General features: G+C 41.0%; 18 protein-coding genes. 9 read left to right on the top strand and 9 right to left on the bottom strand.

Annotated elements, in window-relative coordinates:
• Positions 1–23 precede the first annotated feature (23 nt).
• From cui to AC3Z9T_RS17275, 3 genes are all read right to left on the bottom strand, one after another.
• Complete coding sequence (gene cui / locus AC3Z9T_RS17285) at positions 24–569, bottom strand: colicin immunity protein Cui (RefSeq protein ID WP_490127333.1); 546 nt, start codon at positions 567–569, stop codon at positions 24–26.
• Positions 562–1,020: an Exc2 family lipoprotein gene (locus AC3Z9T_RS17280; protein ID WP_490127332.1), complete on the bottom strand. Its 459-nt coding sequence runs from the start codon at positions 1,018–1,020 to the stop codon at positions 562–564. Before AC3Z9T_RS17280 ends, cui begins: the two co-directional genes overlap by 8 nt.
• 278 nt (positions 1,021–1,298) lie before the next feature.
• Positions 1,299–1,688: a YidB family protein gene (locus AC3Z9T_RS17275; protein ID WP_490127331.1), complete on the bottom strand. Its 390-nt coding sequence runs from the start codon at positions 1,686–1,688 to the stop codon at positions 1,299–1,301.
• 351 nt (positions 1,689–2,039) lie between these two features.
• Between AC3Z9T_RS17275 and ltnD the strand changes: the two genes are divergently transcribed.
• From ltnD to AC3Z9T_RS17240, 7 genes are read left to right on the top strand one after another with little or no spacing between them, the layout of a single operon-like run.
• Positions 2,040–2,948 carry an L-threonate dehydrogenase gene (gene ltnD, locus AC3Z9T_RS17270; protein ID WP_490127330.1) on the top strand — a complete coding sequence of 303 codons (909 nt, stop codon included), beginning with the start codon at positions 2,040–2,042 and terminating at the stop codon, positions 2,946–2,948.
• Complete coding sequence (gene otnK / locus AC3Z9T_RS17265) at positions 2,945–4,222, top strand: 3-oxo-tetronate kinase (protein ID WP_490127329.1); 1,278 nt, start codon at positions 2,945–2,947, stop codon at positions 4,220–4,222. Before ltnD ends, otnK begins: the two co-directional genes overlap by 4 nt.
• The gene (gene otnC / locus AC3Z9T_RS17260) at positions 4,215–4,856 is read left to right on the top strand and encodes a 3-oxo-tetronate 4-phosphate decarboxylase (protein WP_490127328.1); all 642 of its coding nucleotides are present in this window, start codon (positions 4,215–4,217) and stop codon (positions 4,854–4,856) included. The genes otnK and otnC overlap by 8 nt, the downstream gene beginning before the upstream one ends.
• Positions 4,857–4,866: 10 nt before the next feature.
• Positions 4,867–5,646, top strand: coding sequence for a 2-oxo-tetronate isomerase (gene otnI / locus AC3Z9T_RS17255; protein WP_490127327.1), 780 nt, complete (start codon positions 4,867–4,869; stop codon positions 5,644–5,646).
• A 12-nt stretch (positions 5,647–5,658) separates the two neighbouring features.
• The gene (locus tag AC3Z9T_RS17250) at positions 5,659–6,426 is read left to right on the top strand and encodes a DeoR/GlpR family DNA-binding transcription regulator (RefSeq protein ID WP_490127326.1); all 768 of its coding nucleotides are present in this window, start codon (positions 5,659–5,661) and stop codon (positions 6,424–6,426) included.
• Positions 6,427–6,481: 55 nt separating this feature from the next.
• Positions 6,482–7,441, top strand: a complete 960-nt coding sequence (denD, locus tag AC3Z9T_RS17245; protein WP_490127325.1) for a D-erythronate dehydrogenase — start codon at positions 6,482–6,484, stop codon at positions 7,439–7,441.
• A gap of 10 nt (positions 7,442–7,451) precedes the next feature.
• Positions 7,452–8,828: a GntP family permease gene (locus AC3Z9T_RS17240; RefSeq protein WP_490127324.1), complete on the top strand. Its 1,377-nt coding sequence runs from the start codon at positions 7,452–7,454 to the stop codon at positions 8,826–8,828.
• A gap of 81 nt (positions 8,829–8,909) precedes the next feature.
• On the opposite strand, the gene AC3Z9T_RS17235 is transcribed toward AC3Z9T_RS17240, so the two are convergent.
• The 6 genes from AC3Z9T_RS17235 to AC3Z9T_RS17210 all read right to left on the bottom strand — a co-directional run bounded on the left by AC3Z9T_RS17235 (position 8,910) and on the right by AC3Z9T_RS17210 (position 15,541).
• A complete protein-coding gene (locus AC3Z9T_RS17235) occupies positions 8,910–9,590 on the bottom strand; it encodes a fimbria/pilus chaperone family protein (RefSeq protein ID WP_490127323.1) in 681 nt (226 codons plus the stop codon).
• Positions 9,591–9,633: 43 nt separating this feature from the next.
• Positions 9,634–12,078, bottom strand: a complete 2,445-nt coding sequence (locus AC3Z9T_RS17230; RefSeq protein ID WP_490127322.1) for a fimbria/pilus outer membrane usher protein — start codon at positions 12,076–12,078, stop codon at positions 9,634–9,636.
• Between the two features lie 93 nt (positions 12,079–12,171).
• A complete protein-coding gene (locus AC3Z9T_RS17225) occupies positions 12,172–12,828 on the bottom strand; it encodes a hypothetical protein (protein WP_490127321.1) in 657 nt (218 codons plus the stop codon).
• Between the two features lie 105 nt (positions 12,829–12,933).
• Positions 12,934–13,638, bottom strand: coding sequence for a fimbrial protein (locus tag AC3Z9T_RS17220; RefSeq protein WP_490127320.1), 705 nt, complete (start codon positions 13,636–13,638; stop codon positions 12,934–12,936).
• Between the two features lie 72 nt (positions 13,639–13,710).
• Complete coding sequence (locus AC3Z9T_RS17215; protein ID WP_490127319.1) at positions 13,711–14,331, bottom strand: fimbrial protein; 621 nt, start codon at positions 14,329–14,331, stop codon at positions 13,711–13,713.
• A 505-nt stretch (positions 14,332–14,836) separates the two neighbouring features.
• On the bottom strand, positions 14,837–15,541 hold the full coding sequence (locus AC3Z9T_RS17210; protein ID WP_490127318.1) for a DUF1120 domain-containing protein: 705 nt from the start codon (positions 15,539–15,541) through the stop codon (positions 14,837–14,839).
• A 723-nt stretch (positions 15,542–16,264) separates the two neighbouring features.
• Between AC3Z9T_RS17210 and udp the strand changes: the two genes are divergently transcribed.
• Together udp and AC3Z9T_RS17200 are read left to right on the top strand one after the other, a co-directional pair.
• Entirely contained in the window at positions 16,265–17,020 is a 756-nt protein-coding gene (gene udp, locus AC3Z9T_RS17205; RefSeq protein ID WP_490127317.1) for a uridine phosphorylase, read from the top strand.
• 214 nt (positions 17,021–17,234) lie between these two features.
• Positions 17,235–18,017: a tyrosine-protein phosphatase gene (locus AC3Z9T_RS17200; protein ID WP_490127316.1), complete on the top strand. Its 783-nt coding sequence runs from the start codon at positions 17,235–17,237 to the stop codon at positions 18,015–18,017.
• The last annotated feature ends 52 nt before the right edge of the window (positions 18,018–18,069 follow it).

Here is an 18,069-nt window from a genome sequence, read left to right as displayed (position 1 = left end):
GTGGTAAATTCCAAAAGTTAGATTTAAACTCTGACTTTTAATTTTTTGTAAGGTACGTATATGGATAGTATAAAAAATAAGCAAAAGAAAAAATAAATCGAAAAGAAAGCAGTGATATAATAGAGTAACAATAAATATTCATTTTTAGATATTGTTTGTACTTTGCTCCAGCTGGTCGATAAATTTGTACTATAAAAATAGGTAAAGAAAATTAAAAATGAAATGATAAATAAAGATAATATAATCATACTGATTAACTTGCCCCAAGTTAAGTTTTTAATAGCTTCTTTTTTTAATTTTAGTTTATTCCAAATGCAAACAATGAAAAGCAATGAAAATAAAGGTGACAGCTTAGTGTAGTTACCTAATATTTTGCTAATAAAAGGGTATGTTTCTGAAAAAGATGAGGGTAGGCTTATTATTCCCACATATAAATAATTTAAATATTCAATTCCAAATTTTGATATATACATGGCAAAAAATACTAATATGGGTAGTATTCCCAATATAAATATAGATATTGAATAAAATAGTAAGTCTTTATCATTTGGGTGTTTTAAATTATCCATGATATCCCGCCTTATATGCAGTAAGAATAGAGTCAATCATGATTTTTTTCTGATGTGTGCTTTCATTTTCTACTCTTTTTGTTTCAACATGAACTTCTTCTGAAACGAACTGTTCTCTGCTTTCTATGTTATTAATAAATTCATTACTACTCAAGTAGCTCAATTTTTTCTCATAATCTTCTTTTGAAATTTTATTTTTTTTATCTTCTACACCTAAGTCATAAAACTGTTTAAAAAATGGAGTCATAAGCTTGATTGATGCATGCTTATTAGTTTGAAAATTAGGATCTGAACTTTCATTGGCTGATTGATACACATAATGCTTACTTATTTTTTCATAAGGTAATACATTAGAATTACATGCAGACAGAACAAAAATAGCTTTAATAAATAATAACCTATTGAAATTATTCACAAAATCACCCGTATTACTATTGGTAATAGTTTTCATTCAAGCTATCATAAAACCGATGTTTAGCAAAATCCATCGTAAACCTTTGACCAATGCTGGCGGAGATATAAGGCAAAAAGCCCTGAGGGCTTTTAAGAGTAATTATCAAAGCGGTTCCTGAGGGACTTTGTCACAAAATATAAAGCTACCTAAAATTTAATAAAAGATGGTTTTACCATCACTAGATACCCATGGCATCAACAGGCACTTTTTTATTTAAAATAATATAATTGATATAGCAGGTTAAGCAAAAGCTAACCTGCTTTTTTTGATGATCATTAACCAAACAGTTTTTCTTTTAGCATATTCATGCCAACCGCGGTTAAATCAATATTATCTGGGATCACACCTTCTGGGGTCGCGTTACTGACCAGTTTTGGCAGATATTTAGCGATCAGCTCAGCCGTTTCTTGTGAGTCAAAGCCCACTTTTTGCGCCAGTTGTTGAATATCTAAATTACCAAATACTTGAATAAGCTGATTAACGCTAACAGGCAAGTTTTCGCTATTGCCGATCCATGATTGAATGATGTCACCCAAGCCTTGTTGATTAAATTTATCAGCAACACCCGCTAATCCGCCTTGTTTATCAATCCATTCAATAACAGATTGAAACTGACTCATTTTATCACCTGCAACCATAGTGATCAGTTGATCGAAAAGACCCATTTTTTTTCCTTACTGTAGCATTAAACTTTATTAAGCAGCTATTTTGGCGAATTTATATGATGCGTCAATCAAAAATGGTGCGATTGCTAACAACTGAATGTAATCATTGAAAAGTTTTCTTCACAAATTATCACAAAAGCATAAATCAGGCTCACATCACATTTTTTCTCACATTGTGATGTGAAAGGTTTTGTGAATTGTGAAAACATTAAAATATATAAAAATCATGTTGTTATTAATAAATTGTCTATTTTTTATATTATTCATAATGTGATGCTCATCATGTGTTTGTGAATTTTGTTATGTGAAAATTCACACCAATAACAAAGATTAACAACATCAGGAGTTGTTATGGAAAATGTCATTAGCAATGTTGGTGTTATTGGGCTTGGCTCAATGGGGATGGGGATCGCAAAATCACTAATAAGAAATCAGATCCCAACTTATGGCTTCGATCTTAGCCAACATGCCTGCGAAACGTTAAAGCAAGTAGGTGCCGTTGCTGTCGGGCAAAATGCGGCTGAATATGCTCAGTATTTACAAGCGCTATTACTAGTTGTGGTAAATGGTAAACAAGTTGAGTCGATATTGTTTGGCGGTGACAGTCCATTAGTCGAACAGTTGAATGCAGGTACTATTATTGTCTTGCATAGCACATTATCTGCCGAGCAAACAAAACAGATCGCTCAGCGCTTGGCGCAATATCAGCTACCTTTGATGGATGCACCGATTTCAGGTGGGGCTTTAAAAGCCGAAGAAGGCAAGTTAACTATCATGGCATCGGGGTCAGATAACCTATTTGAACAACTACAACCGATTTTTGCAGCGACCTCAGAGCGTTTATATCGTGTAGGTAATGAAGTAGGTCTTGGCTCAACGGTAAAAACCATTCACCAATTGTTAGCGGGTGTGCATATTGCGGTTGCGGCAGAAAGCATGGCATTAGCCGCCAAAGCAGGCATCGACCTCGATATGATGTATGACATTGTCACTCATGCTGCGGGCAATTCATGGATGTTTGAAAATCGTATGCAGCACGTGCTTGAGGGGGATTATACCCCAAAATCATCCGTTGATATTTTTGTGAAAGATTTAGGGTTGGTGATGGAAACAGGTAAAGCGCTCAATTTCCCTCTGCCTATTGCGGCAACTGCCCACCAAATGTTTATTTCTGCTAGCAACGAAGGCTTTGGACTTCAAGATGACAGCGCAGTGATCAAAACTTTCAAAGGCATTTCTTTACCGGAGAAAAAAGTATGACAGTAAAACTGGGTGTGATCGCCGATGATTTTACCGGTGCAACCGATATCGCTGGTTTTATGGTGCAGAACGGTTGGCGAGTGGTTCAATTGCTGAATGAACCTGATGAAAACACTGCCGTGCCACAGGATGTTGATGCAATTGTTATCAGCCTAAAAAGTCGTTCTTGCCCTGTTGATGAAGCGATCAATGCCTCATTAAACGCTTGTCGCTGGTTAAAGCAGCAAGCTCAGTGCCAACAGATTTTCTTTAAATATTGCTCTACCTTTGATTCGACAGAAAAAGGCAACATTGGCCCAGTTACTGACGCATTAATGAAGCAGTTAAACACGCAACTGGCGCTGGTATGCCCTGCACTACCTATTAATGGCAGAACTGTTGTTCATGGGCATCTGTTCGTGAATGGCCAGTTGTTAAATGAAAGTGGTATGCAGCATCATCCAGTGACACCAATGACGGATGCTAACCTGATGCGTGTGATGGAAAAACAGTCTGAAGGCAAAGCAGGAGTGATTGCTTTACAAGATATCCAACAAGGCAGTGCAGTGATTAAACAGCGCTTGTGTACCTTGGCTGAACAAGGAGCAAGTTATGTTGTGGTCGATTCATTAACCATGAATGACTTACTGCCTATCGCTGAAGCTGTAAAAGAAATGCCATTACTGACAGGTGGTTCGGGTCTTGGTGCTGCACTGGCGAATGTCGATACAGGTTGTGAATGGGGCGCAGGCAGTCAACGTGGCGCGAAGCCATCTAAACAAGGCCGTAAAACGATTATTTTATCTGGCAGTTGTTCTGTGATGACCAACAAGCAAGTTCAGTGTTACCAACAAATCGAACCTGCAAAAGTGCTGGATGTGGGTGAATGTATTGATAACCCACACTATGCACAACAATTGGTTAACTGGGTACAAGAGCAGCAAACAACGGGTTTAGCGCCTTTGTTATATGCCACACAACCACCAGAGATGTTGAAAAAAATCCAAGAAAACTATGGCGCCGAAGTTGCAAGCACTGCAGTAGAAAATGTCTTTGGTGAGGTAGTGAAACTATTACAAGCACAAGGCTATAACACGTTTATCATTGCTGGCGGTGAGACATCGGGCAAAGTTGTGCAAAGTATTGGCACTGAGCAATTAAGTATTGGAGCGCCGATCGCACCAGGGGTTCCATGGGTAGAAGATTTAACTAGCGGTTATTGGTTGGCACTCAAGTCAGGTAACTTTGGGCAAGAGAATTTCTTCCAATACGCACAGGAGATGTTTGATGAGTGAAGAGAAGGCGCTGCGTCAAGAGTTAGCTGATTGGGCGAAATCGATGTTTAACCGTGGTTATAGCAGTGGCGGGGCAGGCAACATTAGTGCCAAACTTCCCGACGGCAACATTATTGTGACACCGACGAATTCAAGTTTTGGCGATTTAGATCCTGAAAGATTGAGTAAGTTAGACGCAGAAGGAAACTGGATCGACGGTGATAAGCCAACCAAAGAGGTTTCCATGCACATGGCGATGTATCGACAACGCCCTGACTGCCAAGCGGTGGTGCATTTACATTCACCTTGGTTGACTGCGCTATCTTGCCTATCGGGGCTAGACAGCAGTAACTGCCTGCCCCCAATCACACCTTACTACGTGATGCGAGTGGGGAAACTACCACTGATTGAATATTTGCCACCGGGAGATGATCGTATTGGCGAAGAAATTGAAAAATTAGCGCCTAATCATAATGCGGTACTACTTTCCAATCATGGTCCAGTGGTTGGCGGGAAGACCTTACGGCAAGCCTTCTTCAATGCAGAAGAGCTAGAAGATACAGCACGTTTATATATTACGTTACGTCAGCAAGGTTTTACCACATTGACCGCAGATCAGGTTAGTGAGCTAGAAAACCGTTATCCAAAAAAATGAGGCATTAAAAATGGCAAAATTTGCAGCAAACCTCAGCATGATGTTTAACGAAGTTCCATTTATTCAGCGTTTTCAACGAGCGGCACAGGCTGGATTTTCAGGGGTTGAGTATCTTTTCCCTTATGAAGAGCAGCCAGAAGCGATCGCAGAACAGCTGAAAAACAATGGCCTGACTCAGGTGTTATTTAATATGCCAGCAGGGGATTGGGCTGCGGGTGAGCGTGGTATGGCATCCATTCCTGGGCGTGAAAATGAATTTGCACAAGGTGTACAAACAGCACTGAAATATGCCAAAGCGTTAGGTTGTAAACAGGTACATGCCATGGCTGGTAAGCTGGATACACGTTTTACACCAGAACAGCAGCGCAATTGTTTTATTAACAATATTCAACATGCAGCAGATGTGATGGCTGAGCATGGAATTCGTGTATTGATTGAGCCTATCAATACACGAGATATGCCAGGTTATTTTTTGACCACACAGAAACAAGCTGAAGCTTTATTGCCTGAAATTAACCGTGGAAATGTCTTTATTCAATTAGATCTCTATCACTGCCAAATCATGGAAGGTGATTTATTGAAAACAATTGAGCGTTTATGGGGTAAATTTAGTCATATTCAGATAGCTTCAGTTCCATATCGTCATGAACCTGATAGCGGTGAAGTCAACTACCCATGGATTTTTAATCAGTTAGATCAAATGGATTATCAAGGTTGGCTTGGTTGTGAATATCACCCCGCTGGTCGTACAGAAGATGGTTTGGGCTGGCTAAAGAAAGCACAATCGTAAACAGGAGAGCCTATGATCCCTTCAGAACGCCGTGATTTTATTTATCGTTACGTTCATGAATACCAGACAGTGTCTATCAGTGACTTGGTAGAGCTAATGAACGTATCGCATATGACGGTAAGGCGTGATATTCGCATGCTGGAAGAAGAAGGGAAAGTGGTTGCGATAAGCGGTGGCGTTAGACTGAACGATGCATTACGCCAAGAGTTACCTTGGAGTGAAAAAGCGCGTTTACACCACCGAAGCAAACGTGAAATAGGCCAATTTGCCTCATCGCTGGTTGAAGATGGGCAAGTTGTTTACCTTGATGCAGGAACGACAACATTTGAGATAGCGCGTGTGTTAGGTGAACGTTTTAACTTAACCATTGTGACTAATGATTTCTCCATTATGCAGTACTTGATGGATAAATCGCAGCTCAATCTGTATCACACAGGAGGGCAAGTAGATAAACGTAACCATTCCTGTGTGGGGAATACGGCATCGATGATGCTGCAAACCTTAAACGTTGATGTGGCATTTATGAGCACAAGTTCTTGGGATCTTCTGCATGGGGTTTCGACTCCGCATGAAGAGAAGGTGCAAATAAAGCAAACATTGTTGGATGTGGCTCGGCGTTGCGTATTGGTTTCAGATAGTAGCAAATTCGGCAAATATGGCATGTTCCGTGTTTGCCCACTTAATCAATTGCACGACATCATTTGTGATGATCAGCTACCTGCTGATGCCGTGCAGCAGATAACAGAACAAAATATAAAACTTCATTTAATAAAAACATAAATCATCTTACCTAATGATAAATAGCCATAAATAGGCTATTTCAAGGAGAATAACAATGAAAGTTATCATCACTGGTGGCGCTGGCTTCTTGGGCCAGCAGCTAGCCGCTGCTTTACTTAAAAACAGCCAGGGTTTGCAATTTGATCAACTTATTTTAGCCGACATTCAATGCCCTACATCACCGATTGAAGATGCGCGAGTGAGCTGTGTTGCTACCGATCTCACTCAAGCAGGTGCGGCAGATAAACTGATTGATGCACAAACTGATATTATTTATCACCTTGCAGCCATCGTTAGTAGCCATGCTGAAAGTGACTTTGATTTAGGTATGAAAGTGAACTTTGAAGCTACACGTCAGCTACTTGAAGTAGCACGTGCTAAAAATCCAGCTATCAAATTTATTTTCACCAGTTCACTAGCGGTATTTGGTGGTGAATTGCCTGATGTGATCACTGACCTGTGTGTGGTAAACCCTCAATCCTCTTATGGGGCACAAAAAGCAATGTGTGAGCTGATGGTGAACGACTACTCACGCAAAGGCTTTGTTGATGGACGTGTAATGCGTTTGCCAACTATCAGTATTCGTCCTGGCGTTCCTAACAAGGCCGCTTCTTCATTTGCTAGCGGTATTATTCGTGAGCCGTTAAATGGCATCGAAAGTATTTGTCCTGTATCGCCTGATCTAGCGCTGTGGCTATCTAGTCCAGAAACCGTCGTAAATAACTTTATTCATGCGGCAAGTATCCCAGCGGAGAAATTTGGTTTATCACGCACGGTTAACTTACCGGGGATCACCGTTACGGTTCAAGGCATGATCGATGCATTACGTGATGTTGCAGGTCAAAAAGCAGTCGACTTGATCCGCTTTGAGCCCGATGAAGCGATCAATCGTATTGTTGCCAGCTGGCCGGGTAAATTTGATATTAGTCGTGCGTTAGGTTTGGGCTTCCGTGCTGATGGCTCATTTGCTGATGCTATTCGTTCATTCATCACTCATCATGGCTCACAGCAATAGGGGATAAGCGATGTCCTATATTCCTATTATTGGCCTTGCGGTGGCCATATTTGTACTGATTTTCTTGGTATTACGAACGCGTATCCATGCGTTACTTGCTATGTTGATTGCCGCAGCAATTGCGGGTATTTCAGGCGGATTGACTGCAGCAGAAACAGTCACTGTTATTACAAAAGGATTTGGTACAACACTAGGTGGTATTGGTATTGTTATCGGCCTAGGGGTCATGATGGGAAGGGTACTTGAAGTCTCTGGTGCCGCTGAACAAATAGCATATAGCTTTATTCGTTGGTTAGGTAAAAAACGTGAAGAATGGGCGCTAGCGATCACTGGTTACATTGTGAGTATTCCAATCTTTGTTGATTCAGCGTTCGTTATCCTCTATCCGCTGGCAAAAGCGCTCGCGAAAAACGGTAAACGTAATCTACTAACCTTAGGTGTGGCACTTGCAGGTGGCTTGGTGGTGACTCACCATACTGTTCCGCCAACACCGGGGCCATTAGGCGTTGCAGGGATCTTCGGCGTCGATATTGGCGCAATGATCTTAACGGGTATGACACTCGCGGTGCCTTGTGTTATCGGTATCGTATTCTATGCTAAATGGTTAGCGGTTAAATACCCTGAGTTTGTGCCTGATGAAAGTAGCAGTGGCGATCTAAAAGAAATCCACGATCGCTACATGGAAGAGAAAGCTAACAAACCATTGCCAAGCTTGTTCTTATCCGTATTACCGATTGTTACACCAATCCTGCTGATTTTTATTAACGCAGTGAATGGGTTACTGCTAAAAACAGCCACCTTTCAAGGCATGGAAAGTAACTGGTATTTCCAAACATTTGAGTTCCTTGGTGCGCCAATTATTGCACTTTCAATTAGTGTTCTAATTGCGGTGTATACATTGATGCCAACAGCAACTAAAGAAGAAGTCATCGACCGTATGGAAGAAGGCTTACAGTCAGCAGGGATCATCTTGCTGGTAACCGGTGCTGGTGGTGCATTAGGTGCGGTATTACGTGATAGTGGAACGGGCAATATTTTAGCGGAACATGTCGCTAGCTTGCCAATCACCCCTGTGTTGATCCCGTTCATTATTGCGACCTTAGTTCGCTTAATTCAAGGCTCGGGCACAGTCGCGATGATCACTGCGGCTTCTATTTCCGCACCAATTATTAGCCAAATTCCTGATATTAACCTACTGGTTGCTGCGCAAGCTGCCACCATGGGGTCACTGTTCTTCGGCTATTTTAATGACAGCCTTTATTGGGTTGTGAACAGAATGATGGGTATTAAGGACGTTAAACAACAGATGATGGTCTGGTCTATCCCAACAACGATAGCGTGGGCAATCGGTCTGGTGGGCGTTCTGATCCTTGATGTAGTTCTCTGATAGTAAACTATCTTTTATTTTGCCAATAATCAAAAGCGCTATTCAAATTATGAATGGCGCTTTTTTTATCATACAAGCAGATTAATGCTCAACTTTAATCAACGGCTCAACTTGCATTTTAAAGCCGTAGCGGCTGAGTGGATCAATTTTCACACTATCGATTTTACCGCTGACAGTGAGTGTTTTGCTTTCATTCGGTCTTAAATAGAATTGGCCTAGGCCGAGCGATGCATTGCTTGGCAATACCGTTATATTGGGTCCTAAACGGATCACTTGTCGCCCAGTATTGGTTAGTGTCAGGTTTGAGCCAGACTGGACGATTTTCAGTGCATCCCAGGGTGTTTGGCTGATGGTCATGTCTGAAGGGACAATCAACATCGCAACATCTTGTCGAATAGGCATCTTAGTGGCATTTTCTTTTATTGCTCCAACCCCTTGAAAAGATACTTTTAAAATCGCTTCATCCGTCAGTTTGAGACCATTTTTGAGTACAAAGTTAATTTGTTGGCTCTCTTGAGGCTCGATACGAATAATTGGTGGTGAAATTAAAACATCTTGTGCTAAGGCTTGCCCGCCTTCGATATCAGCCAATTTAGTCGACAGCAAGATGGGAGAATTTGAGGTGTTTTTGACACTGAACACTTTGCGTGGCTCTGCGGCATCTAAAATCACTGTCATTGTTTCTAGCTGAAAACTGGCGTGTGCCCATTGGCTTACCAACACTAAACTTCCCATTATTAAATTACGAAATATTTTTTTCATGATTGTTGTTTCCTTGTTTCTTTTATTAATTGATGCCGCTGCGTTATTCGCAACGTGCTGCAACTTCTTCATACAGTGAATTAGGGTCAAAGTGATCGGGAACGGGGTAATTGACAAGACAGTCGCCCTGATTTGTCATGCGTAAACGGATGGTTTGGCCGATTTGCTCGTTATTTAACATCACATTACCATTACCCATCACCACTCCAATCAGTTGTCCTTTAGCATCAAGGACGCTGGCTCCGGAAGGTGCCGGTGTGCCGTCTGGTAACGTAATACCCAGCAACAGTTGTTTCATGATGGTGGCTCCGATTTCACGGGAGATCACCGTGCCTGATTCAACGGCAACATCAAACGAAGTGGCGGCTAAACGAACGTTTAAAGGCAGCTTTTTGGTATCAAGCTGTACGGTAGTTTTTCGATTCACTGGCAAGGTTGGAATGACAGCGGTGCCAAAATGGTTGGTCACGGTAGTGCCACCCCCCATACTGCTAATGCGTACTCCGGATTGATAAGGAACACGGATCACGCCAAACGTATTCCCAACGGCGATGGGGGACGTGGCCACCATGCCATCGGCATACACCACAGCTCCCGCAGCGGATAACATCATGGATTGCGCGTTTTCATCACTCCATGAACCGTTGGCATTGATCTGGCTGTAGGGTGTCGTGGCATTTAGGCTGCCGTTAAAGCGAGTTTGGTTGCTATTACGTGAAGCACCGATTGAATAGCCCCACAAATCAGAAGGCCGATGATTGACGGTGGTATTTAAATTGGTGTCATTATGATAACGCTGCATTTGGGCACTGATGGACGCTTTGCGGCCTAATGGCATAGATAAATTCAGGAAAACGCGATTATCGCGGTCGTTACCGGTCTGAAAGCTCAAGTTCATCGACAAATCGCGAATTTTAGTGCCATAGCTGACTGTGTGCATCACACTGTCACCTTTGTCTCCATAATAATGACTGTAACCCAAACTATAGCCAATACGCCCCCATGAGATATCCGACCAACCGATATTGGCTGAACTGGACGATTGCAGCTCACTGCGTACCCAGTTAGGCTGATTATTAAGATCATTGGTTTCGCGCTTTTGCGGGTCTTTTTGTACGGTATTATCCAGTGTTGGATAATCACGGGTTTGGTATAAAGTCGATATACCAAAAGAAAATGCGCCTAGAACATTGCTTAGGCTACCATCCACTTGTGCACCGCGTTTGTCTGTCGAACGTGCAATAATGCTTCCTATATTGCTGGCAAATGTTCTCTTTTCGAACCATTGACGATTGAAACGCCCACCGATTGCTTGATAGTGTTCAGATAATAGCGTTCCTGCTGTGTATTCTATTTGTTGATAGCTAAAACGGCTTTCTGCACTCGCTACCATTGGGGTATCAATATCTTCACTGCTATTACGTTTACGGTATTGCCCAATGGCAAATTGATAAGTGCTGGAGGCCGTATTGGCATCTTGTCGTGTGGCGGTGGTGACAGTAAATTGTTGGTTGTGCCCATCATCTTGAATCACTGACACTTGCAGAGGTTGCCCACTCACCACATTATTAATGCGGTCAAGCGAAAAGGGCCCAGCTGGTACTAAAGTACGGTACAGTAAACGTCCATTTTGACTCACTTCCACCGTGGCAGCGCTTTCAGCAATGCCAGTAACAGGCACGACGAGCTGGTTAGTGTTATCAAGAGCGGAATCTGAATAAATTTGTGCACCGTTTAGCGGTGTTCCACCAAATAAGTTGCCTTGGCTGCTTATTTGCCCCATCTCCAATTGAGACTGCAAAGAGATAAGACTACGCGTTAAGGTGGTCTCATTAAATTGGTATTCGGTATTATCGCGACCGGAGGAAAAACTGCTGTTATTACGCAAAATCCAATTTTGCCAGTTCACCCCACTATCAAATTGGCCTTGATAGAACTCTTGATTGTTGCCCTGACCACTTTTCATTTGCATGCCGTAGACACGGTAGTTACTGAGCAGGGCAAACCCGCCAGTCGTCAAATCACGCCCACGGCGACGATTATCAAAGTCGGTTTCAGAGACAGTGATATCAAGGGTATATTCGTTCGGGTGAGGCAATACTTGCGATCCTGGGTAAACCATTGTGAAATCGACACAATCGGTTGGTGAGGGAATAGTATTGTCTTTGAGTTTAAGGGTTTCTTGCAACGTCGGGGTCACGCATAGCTCACCGTGCTCACCAATGGTGACCAGTACAGGATAGCGTGCACTGCCGTTAACAATTAATACCACATCATATTGCCCCGGTAAAAACTGGCTGCCTTGCTTAAAAAACTCCGCTACTTCCGCACCATAGCCGAGTGATTTGAGTGAATCCACATCAAATTCGATCACATCTGCGGATTTTGGTTTGGCTGGTGCTGACGTGTCAGTACGACTTTCACTGGTCAAAGGCAATAGCAATAAGACTGGATAGCATAAAGAACGAAACCATTGTTGCTGCATCATAAACATACCCATGAATTATTATTTTTTTAGGTTATGCAGCGTCATGGCAAGACACACAGCACAACAAGGGATAACAAAAAAGCTCTCAACGCTCTAAATACCAAACTGAAAACTAAGGCTGACATTGCCTGCTAATTCGGCACCACTCACTAGAGGTCCTTGCGTCTCTTGCAAGCTATTAAGTGTTGGCGTGACCGTCATATCCAAGGTGAATAAAGAGCCAATAGCCGCACGATTTTCATCCGTCGCCCAGCCATAAAATTTGTCGCTTTCAACCGTGAGTTGATTGGTTAATACGCCTAGCTGTTGCTGGTCTTGGGTCTGATACAAACGAGTTGTCTGACTGTCCACGGTGGCGTGACTTAAATCCAAACGGAAGTAGCCGATTTTGCCCGCCCCATTGACGTAACCCAAGCCGAATTGAGTGGTATCCTGACCGGAGGTGGTATCATGTTGTAGGTCGGTCACCTTAAATAGCACCGTTGTGGGGGCACTACAATTGACACTCCATGTTTGCGTCATCGGTGGTAATGTGGTGTTTTGCTGTAATTGCACTTGTCGAGCCGGTAACTGGGCGTAGGCATACTCACCTGCATTTGGGAGGATCAGCTCACACGTGGGTGCCGCCTCGATTTCAGGAAACACAGTTTGATCTGCGAGGCTATGGGCTCCGGCGGAACAGGTACCTAGTAAAAACCCTAATGGGAGTAGACATTGGGGTACCTTGGAAATCTGCAAGGAGAAAAACATGGTGACATTCCTTCAACAACGGCAACACGATCAGAGATGAAAAACAGCGAGTTTAAAATATAAAAAAACCGAACCTAGGATGAAATAGGTTCGGTAGATTCAGGTTTATACGCCGAAGTTAAAGGTCAATACAGCTTCACCGATAAAATCAACTCCTTGATCTGGCGTTACTCCATTTGCAGCTAAAGCATCTTTTGATAAGATAAATGACTTAATAGTCCCCCCACTTCGGAAAGAAACTTGGAATATTTTTCCATACACTAAATCTAATTTCTCTAAATCAACAGATGTTTGTTGGCTCGATGTCCAACCATTTGTTGCCCCTTTATAGAGCGCATTGTTGTAGGTTGTACCTGTACCTGTGATAGGAACATCATTAGCGCGACTAATGAATGAAGACTTTCCATCAACGAAAGTATCTTCCCAAATAAATGCAGTGGCTCCAACAGTTTGTTTAATATCACTTTTATTTACAAAGTAAAACCACCCTGAATTATACTGATCAGCGCTTAACTGCCCGTTATCATAGGTATCAGAGGATTGAAATGTTAAGTAAGTGTCAGAATCACAAGATATCGTGACGCTATTTTTTACGAAAGAGCTTGGATATTGATAGTTTGTTGATTGAGGTATTAGAGATGGGCTGATCTGACCAAAATCAAAAATAACATCATTTTGGGCCAAGCCATTAACTGTACAAGTCGGTGGTTTAATATCCCCTGTGACTTTAATATTGGCGGTAGGCGCAGATAATGCAGTAGCAGAAACCAATGCACTTAATAGTGATAATCCTAATGCAATTTTTTTCATGATAAAAATGCTCTTGTCATGTAGGTGAAATTAGTATCACTAGATTTCACCCACTAAAAATTAAAAAATGAATTACAGGCCAAAGCCAAAGGCTAATACCGCATGACCATCCAGCTGTGCATCCCCAGCACTGTTTTTCATTTTGCTGTCAATGGTTGGAGTGACAGTAAAGTCAGCGGAGAAGATTTGCCCTTGTGCCAATACCGCTGCACTGGTTGCCCATGCGGTTTTTTTGGTTTTATCCACCACACCACTGGTCGCATAGCTAGCACCAATTAACACACCCACATCTTTTACTGCCGCATTTTCATTGGCTTGCACTTTGGCATTTTCCATGGTGATGGTGTAGTAACCGACATTGTCGGTATTGTATTTATTCAGACCGAAGTTTTTATCACCAGGAACGGAAGCAGTACCATCGCGTTGATCAGTAGCATCAAAGGTTAAATAGGTAGTTGCATCACAAGTGACGGTAATTGGCTGTGATTCAGCTTCTAAGGTTAAATCGCCAGAGGCAGGGAAAATACCTGGCGAAATATCGAAATCATAGGTATTGGTGATTTCGTTTTGGCTATCAATAGTACAAGTTGGTGGTGTGATGGAACCCGTAACTTTTAGGTTAGCGACAGGAGTAGATAACGCTGCACCAGATAATGTTATCATAGACAAAGCGAATACGGTTTTCTTTAACATAGAAGTGACCTCTAAATAAATAGGATAACTATTCGTGTGGTCACGATAGTTAGTTAAATTAATTTAAAATGATGAAGTAGGGATAAAGAAATAAGAACACATAATTACTATGTGCATATATATGAAATATATGTGACCTATTTAATTTTATCTAACGATGGTATTTTAATTAACCAGCGAGCTTATACTAAAAGGTTGAAAGGTATATTACCTTATTTTTTCCTGTTAACAAGTGAGAGGAGTGTTTTGAATGTGGTGAAAATTACGTTTAAGGTGTATTTTTATATTTAATTAGAATTCGTTGATAGTTCAATATATTATAAATTTTAACTTATTGTTTTGTTTATTGAAATTTAATGCGTCAAAAAAAGATGATGCAATTGGATACAAACTATTTATTGTTGCTAAAGGGAAGCTTATAAGAACGATTTGGCTTAACTTAGTGAATTTTAAAATAAAAAAGCTGAGCCCATGCTATGATAGGCTCAGCTTTCTTTATTTAACGTTATACGCCGAAGTTAAAGGTTAGTGTGACTTGGCTGATATAATCTAAGCCACTAGTAATATTGACATCACCTGCACTCAATTTATCTTTAGATAATATCGCGGTAGCTGCGATATTCCCTCCAGCAACATGTGTGCCACTAGAAATCGTCGCATTAAATTTTTCCCCTGGAATAAGTTTTAACTCATTAAGGTCGTCGACATTTGGTTGCCCTACAGATGTCCATGCCATGATGCCTTCTCTGATGAGAGAGTCATTCCACCATGGAGCTGTAGCTGTTTTAGTTCCTGAACGTCCCAAATATGCAGCCTTATTATCAACAGTAAGATTAGTCATCGCATATCCAACTCTGCCTATTTCTTTTGTCGTATCTGATGCGTCAACTAATCCAAATACTTCGTCTTTAATTGCTGACTCAGCGGTGTCAATAGTGTAATTATCCGTCGCTGTAAAAGTTAAAAATGTTTGCGCATCGCATAGGATTTCTATAGTGGCAGTTCTTACCGGAAGCTGATAATTAGTAGATTGAGGGATAACAGTAGGCGATATTTTTCCATAATCAAAAAGAATATCATTATTCCCACCATTGACCATACAGGTTGGTGGCTTAATATCCCCTGTGACTTTAATGTTCGCAACAGGAGCTGATAATGCGGCACCGGATAATGCCATTACCGACAGAGAGAATATGGTTTTCTTTAACATAGAAATGACCTCTAAATAATAGAATAACTATTCGTGTAGTCACGATAGTTAATTAAAAAATGATGAAATAGGTGTGCAAAATGAAAATATATTGTTGTTATATGGATTTAATGAGATATATGTGTTTGTTTATTTTTATGCAATTAAGGTGCCTTAATTAAATCGCTAAATTAATGCTAAAGCTGTGGGGTATACTAACGTATTTTTATTCGTTCACAAGTGAGAAGCGTGTTTTGTTTATGACATAAATTACTTTATCGGTGTATTTTTATTTTTAATTAAAATATGTGAAAATTTCAATATATTATAAATTATAATACTTTGTTTTATATGTTAAAAATTTGCCACTCCAAAAAAGATGATACAATTGGTCATAAAATATTTATCATAGCTAAAGAGTTGAAAAAATATTGCTTACTAAAAAATTTTAATTAGAGAAGGTACTTTTGATGAAAAATTTTCTCTATATCAATATTGATTGTGAATTGAATATCAATCGATACTTTTTATAGGGAGTTTTGCGTTGGCTCTGTCCACATCGTCTATACTGATTGGATGATTGGATTTAACCCTTACTATTTGTGATCTGAATCACGATATGTTGAAACATGAATGAATTAATTTTCATTAAAAGTGATTGGTATCACTAAAACCCTCTGGGTTTACCGCTATATTACCCATAACGTATAAATTCAATGATGCCATAGTGTAAAGGAGTTTGATATGTCTGATGTATTCCATTTAGGCCTGAAAAAGAGTGACTTACAGGGTGCTACTGTTGCTATTGTCCCCGGTGATCCTAATCGTGTAGAGAAAATTGCACGCCTGATGGATAACCCAGTGCATCTAGCTTCTTTACGTGAGTTCACCTCTTGGCGTGGTGAGCTTGATGGCAAAGCGGTGATTGTGTGCTCAACTGGTATCGGTGGCCCTTCAACTTCTATTGCCGTGGAAGAATTAGCGCAATTAGGTATCCGTACTTTCTTGCGCATTGGTACAACAGGCGCTATTCAAGAAAATATCAATGTAGGCGATGTGTTAGTCACCACCGCAGCAGTACGTTTAGATGGTGCGAGCCAACATTTTGCACCGTTAGAATACCCAGCAGTCGCTGACTTTACTTGTACTAATGCACTTTATGATGCCGCTAAAGAGGCGGGTGCAACAGTTCATGTTGGGGTCACTGCGTCATCTGATACTTTCTACCCAGGCCAAGAGCGTTATGATACCTATACAGGTCGTGTTATGCGTCACTTCAGAGGCTCAATGAAAGAGTGGCAAGATATGGGAGTGATGAATTATGAAATGGAATCAGCAACATTATTAACCATGTGTTCTAGCCAAGGGCTACGCGCGGGCATGGTTGCAGGTGTGATTGTGAACCGCACTCAACAAGAAATCCCTAACGAAGCACTGTTGAAGAAAACCGAAGGTAATGTATTAAGCATCGTGGTTGAAGCTGCTCGTCGTTTACTGTAATCCCTAATTACTGGCTCGCTTACTCTACTTTCACTCGGTTGTGGATAAAATGTAGGCGAGCTCAGTTTTCTCTCTCTCTCTTTCTTTGATTGATTTTCTTTGTGTAAGTCATTTTATTGATGCCTGCTGAAATGCAGGTATTTTTTCCTATTTTATTTAAGCCATAATCTGTTATGGTTTTTATAGCAATCAAATATTATAGGTACTGATAATTATGACAAATACACCTTACTTACACCCTTCGGTCTTGCCTTTGAAAGGCGGAATTAATTTTCGCGATCTTGGCGGAAAAAAACTGGCAAATGGCAATAAAATAAAAGCGGGTGTTTTATTTCGCTCAGGAGCACTTGATCGTCTAACCGAAAGCGATCTGTCTATTTTACAAGCTCAAAATCTCTATCAAATATTAGATTATCGTGATATGGCAGAGATCAAATCTAAGCCTGATTTGATCTGGGATGGTGCGCATTATGTCAATGCCCCCGCTAATCCTATGTCCGATGAAGTCAGCGCTAATTTAGATCAACTTACCCCAGAAATGCTCGAACAATTTGATCCACAAGCTTTTATGGGACGTTTATATGAGTTACTGCCTTTAAATAACCCTGCTTACCATCAGCTGGTTGGTATGCTGAAACAGCCTGAAAAAGGAGGGATTGTTCAGCATTGTGCGGTAGGTAAAGATAGGACTGGTGTAGGATCTGCGCTGGTACTTTTTGCTCTTGGTGCAGACCTTGATACCGTGATGGATGACTATTTACTGACCAATGAAACATTAGCACCATTTCGCGAATACTTGCTAAAAGAGCATGCACAAAGAATGAGTGAAAGCGTGGTGAAAAAGTTTGAGTATGTTTATTCGGTGCGTGAAGAATTTCTTATGACAGCGATTAATAGCATAAATACCCATTATGGCAGTATTGATGAGTGGTTAAAGGCTGATTTTGGTTTGGATAATACCAACAGAGAGCAATTGCAGAGTTATTTCCTCGAGTAATTAGTTTAGGATTGGTTTATTACATATTGGTTAATGTATTAAACCAATCAAT

This window comes from Providencia sp. 6390 (genome assembly GCF_058148425.1).
Note: the sequence above shows the minus strand (reverse complement) of the source record. Positions and strands in the feature narration are given on the sequence as shown.

Coding starts and splice junctions, on each gene's coding strand:
- cui (WP_490127333.1), bottom strand. CDS start 569: ATGGATAATTTAAAACACCCAAATGATAAAGACTTACTATTTTATTCA.
- AC3Z9T_RS17280 (WP_490127332.1), bottom strand. CDS start 1,020: ATGAAAACTATTACCAATAGTAATACGGGTGATTTTGTGAATAATTTC.
- AC3Z9T_RS17275 (WP_490127331.1), bottom strand. CDS start 1,688: ATGGGTCTTTTCGATCAACTGATCACTATGGTTGCAGGTGATAAAATG.
- ltnD (WP_490127330.1), top strand. CDS start 2,040: ATGGAAAATGTCATTAGCAATGTTGGTGTTATTGGGCTTGGCTCAATG.
- otnK (WP_490127329.1), top strand. CDS start 2,945: ATGACAGTAAAACTGGGTGTGATCGCCGATGATTTTACCGGTGCAACC.
- otnC (WP_490127328.1), top strand. CDS start 4,215: ATGAGTGAAGAGAAGGCGCTGCGTCAAGAGTTAGCTGATTGGGCGAAA.
- otnI (WP_490127327.1), top strand. CDS start 4,867: ATGGCAAAATTTGCAGCAAACCTCAGCATGATGTTTAACGAAGTTCCA.
- AC3Z9T_RS17250 (WP_490127326.1), top strand. CDS start 5,659: ATGATCCCTTCAGAACGCCGTGATTTTATTTATCGTTACGTTCATGAA.
- denD (WP_490127325.1), top strand. CDS start 6,482: ATGAAAGTTATCATCACTGGTGGCGCTGGCTTCTTGGGCCAGCAGCTA.
- AC3Z9T_RS17240 (WP_490127324.1), top strand. CDS start 7,452: ATGTCCTATATTCCTATTATTGGCCTTGCGGTGGCCATATTTGTACTG.
- AC3Z9T_RS17235 (WP_490127323.1), bottom strand. CDS start 9,590: ATGAAAAAAATATTTCGTAATTTAATAATGGGAAGTTTAGTGTTGGTA.
- AC3Z9T_RS17230 (WP_490127322.1), bottom strand. CDS start 12,078: ATGATGCAGCAACAATGGTTTCGTTCTTTATGCTATCCAGTCTTATTG.
- AC3Z9T_RS17225 (WP_490127321.1), bottom strand. CDS start 12,828: ATGTTTTTCTCCTTGCAGATTTCCAAGGTACCCCAATGTCTACTCCCA.
- AC3Z9T_RS17220 (WP_490127320.1), bottom strand. CDS start 13,638: ATGAAAAAAATTGCATTAGGATTATCACTATTAAGTGCATTGGTTTCT.
- AC3Z9T_RS17215 (WP_490127319.1), bottom strand. CDS start 14,331: ATGTTAAAGAAAACCGTATTCGCTTTGTCTATGATAACATTATCTGGT.
- AC3Z9T_RS17210 (WP_490127318.1), bottom strand. CDS start 15,541: ATGTTAAAGAAAACCATATTCTCTCTGTCGGTAATGGCATTATCCGGT.
- udp (WP_490127317.1), top strand. CDS start 16,265: ATGTCTGATGTATTCCATTTAGGCCTGAAAAAGAGTGACTTACAGGGT.
- AC3Z9T_RS17200 (WP_490127316.1), top strand. CDS start 17,235: ATGACAAATACACCTTACTTACACCCTTCGGTCTTGCCTTTGAAAGGC.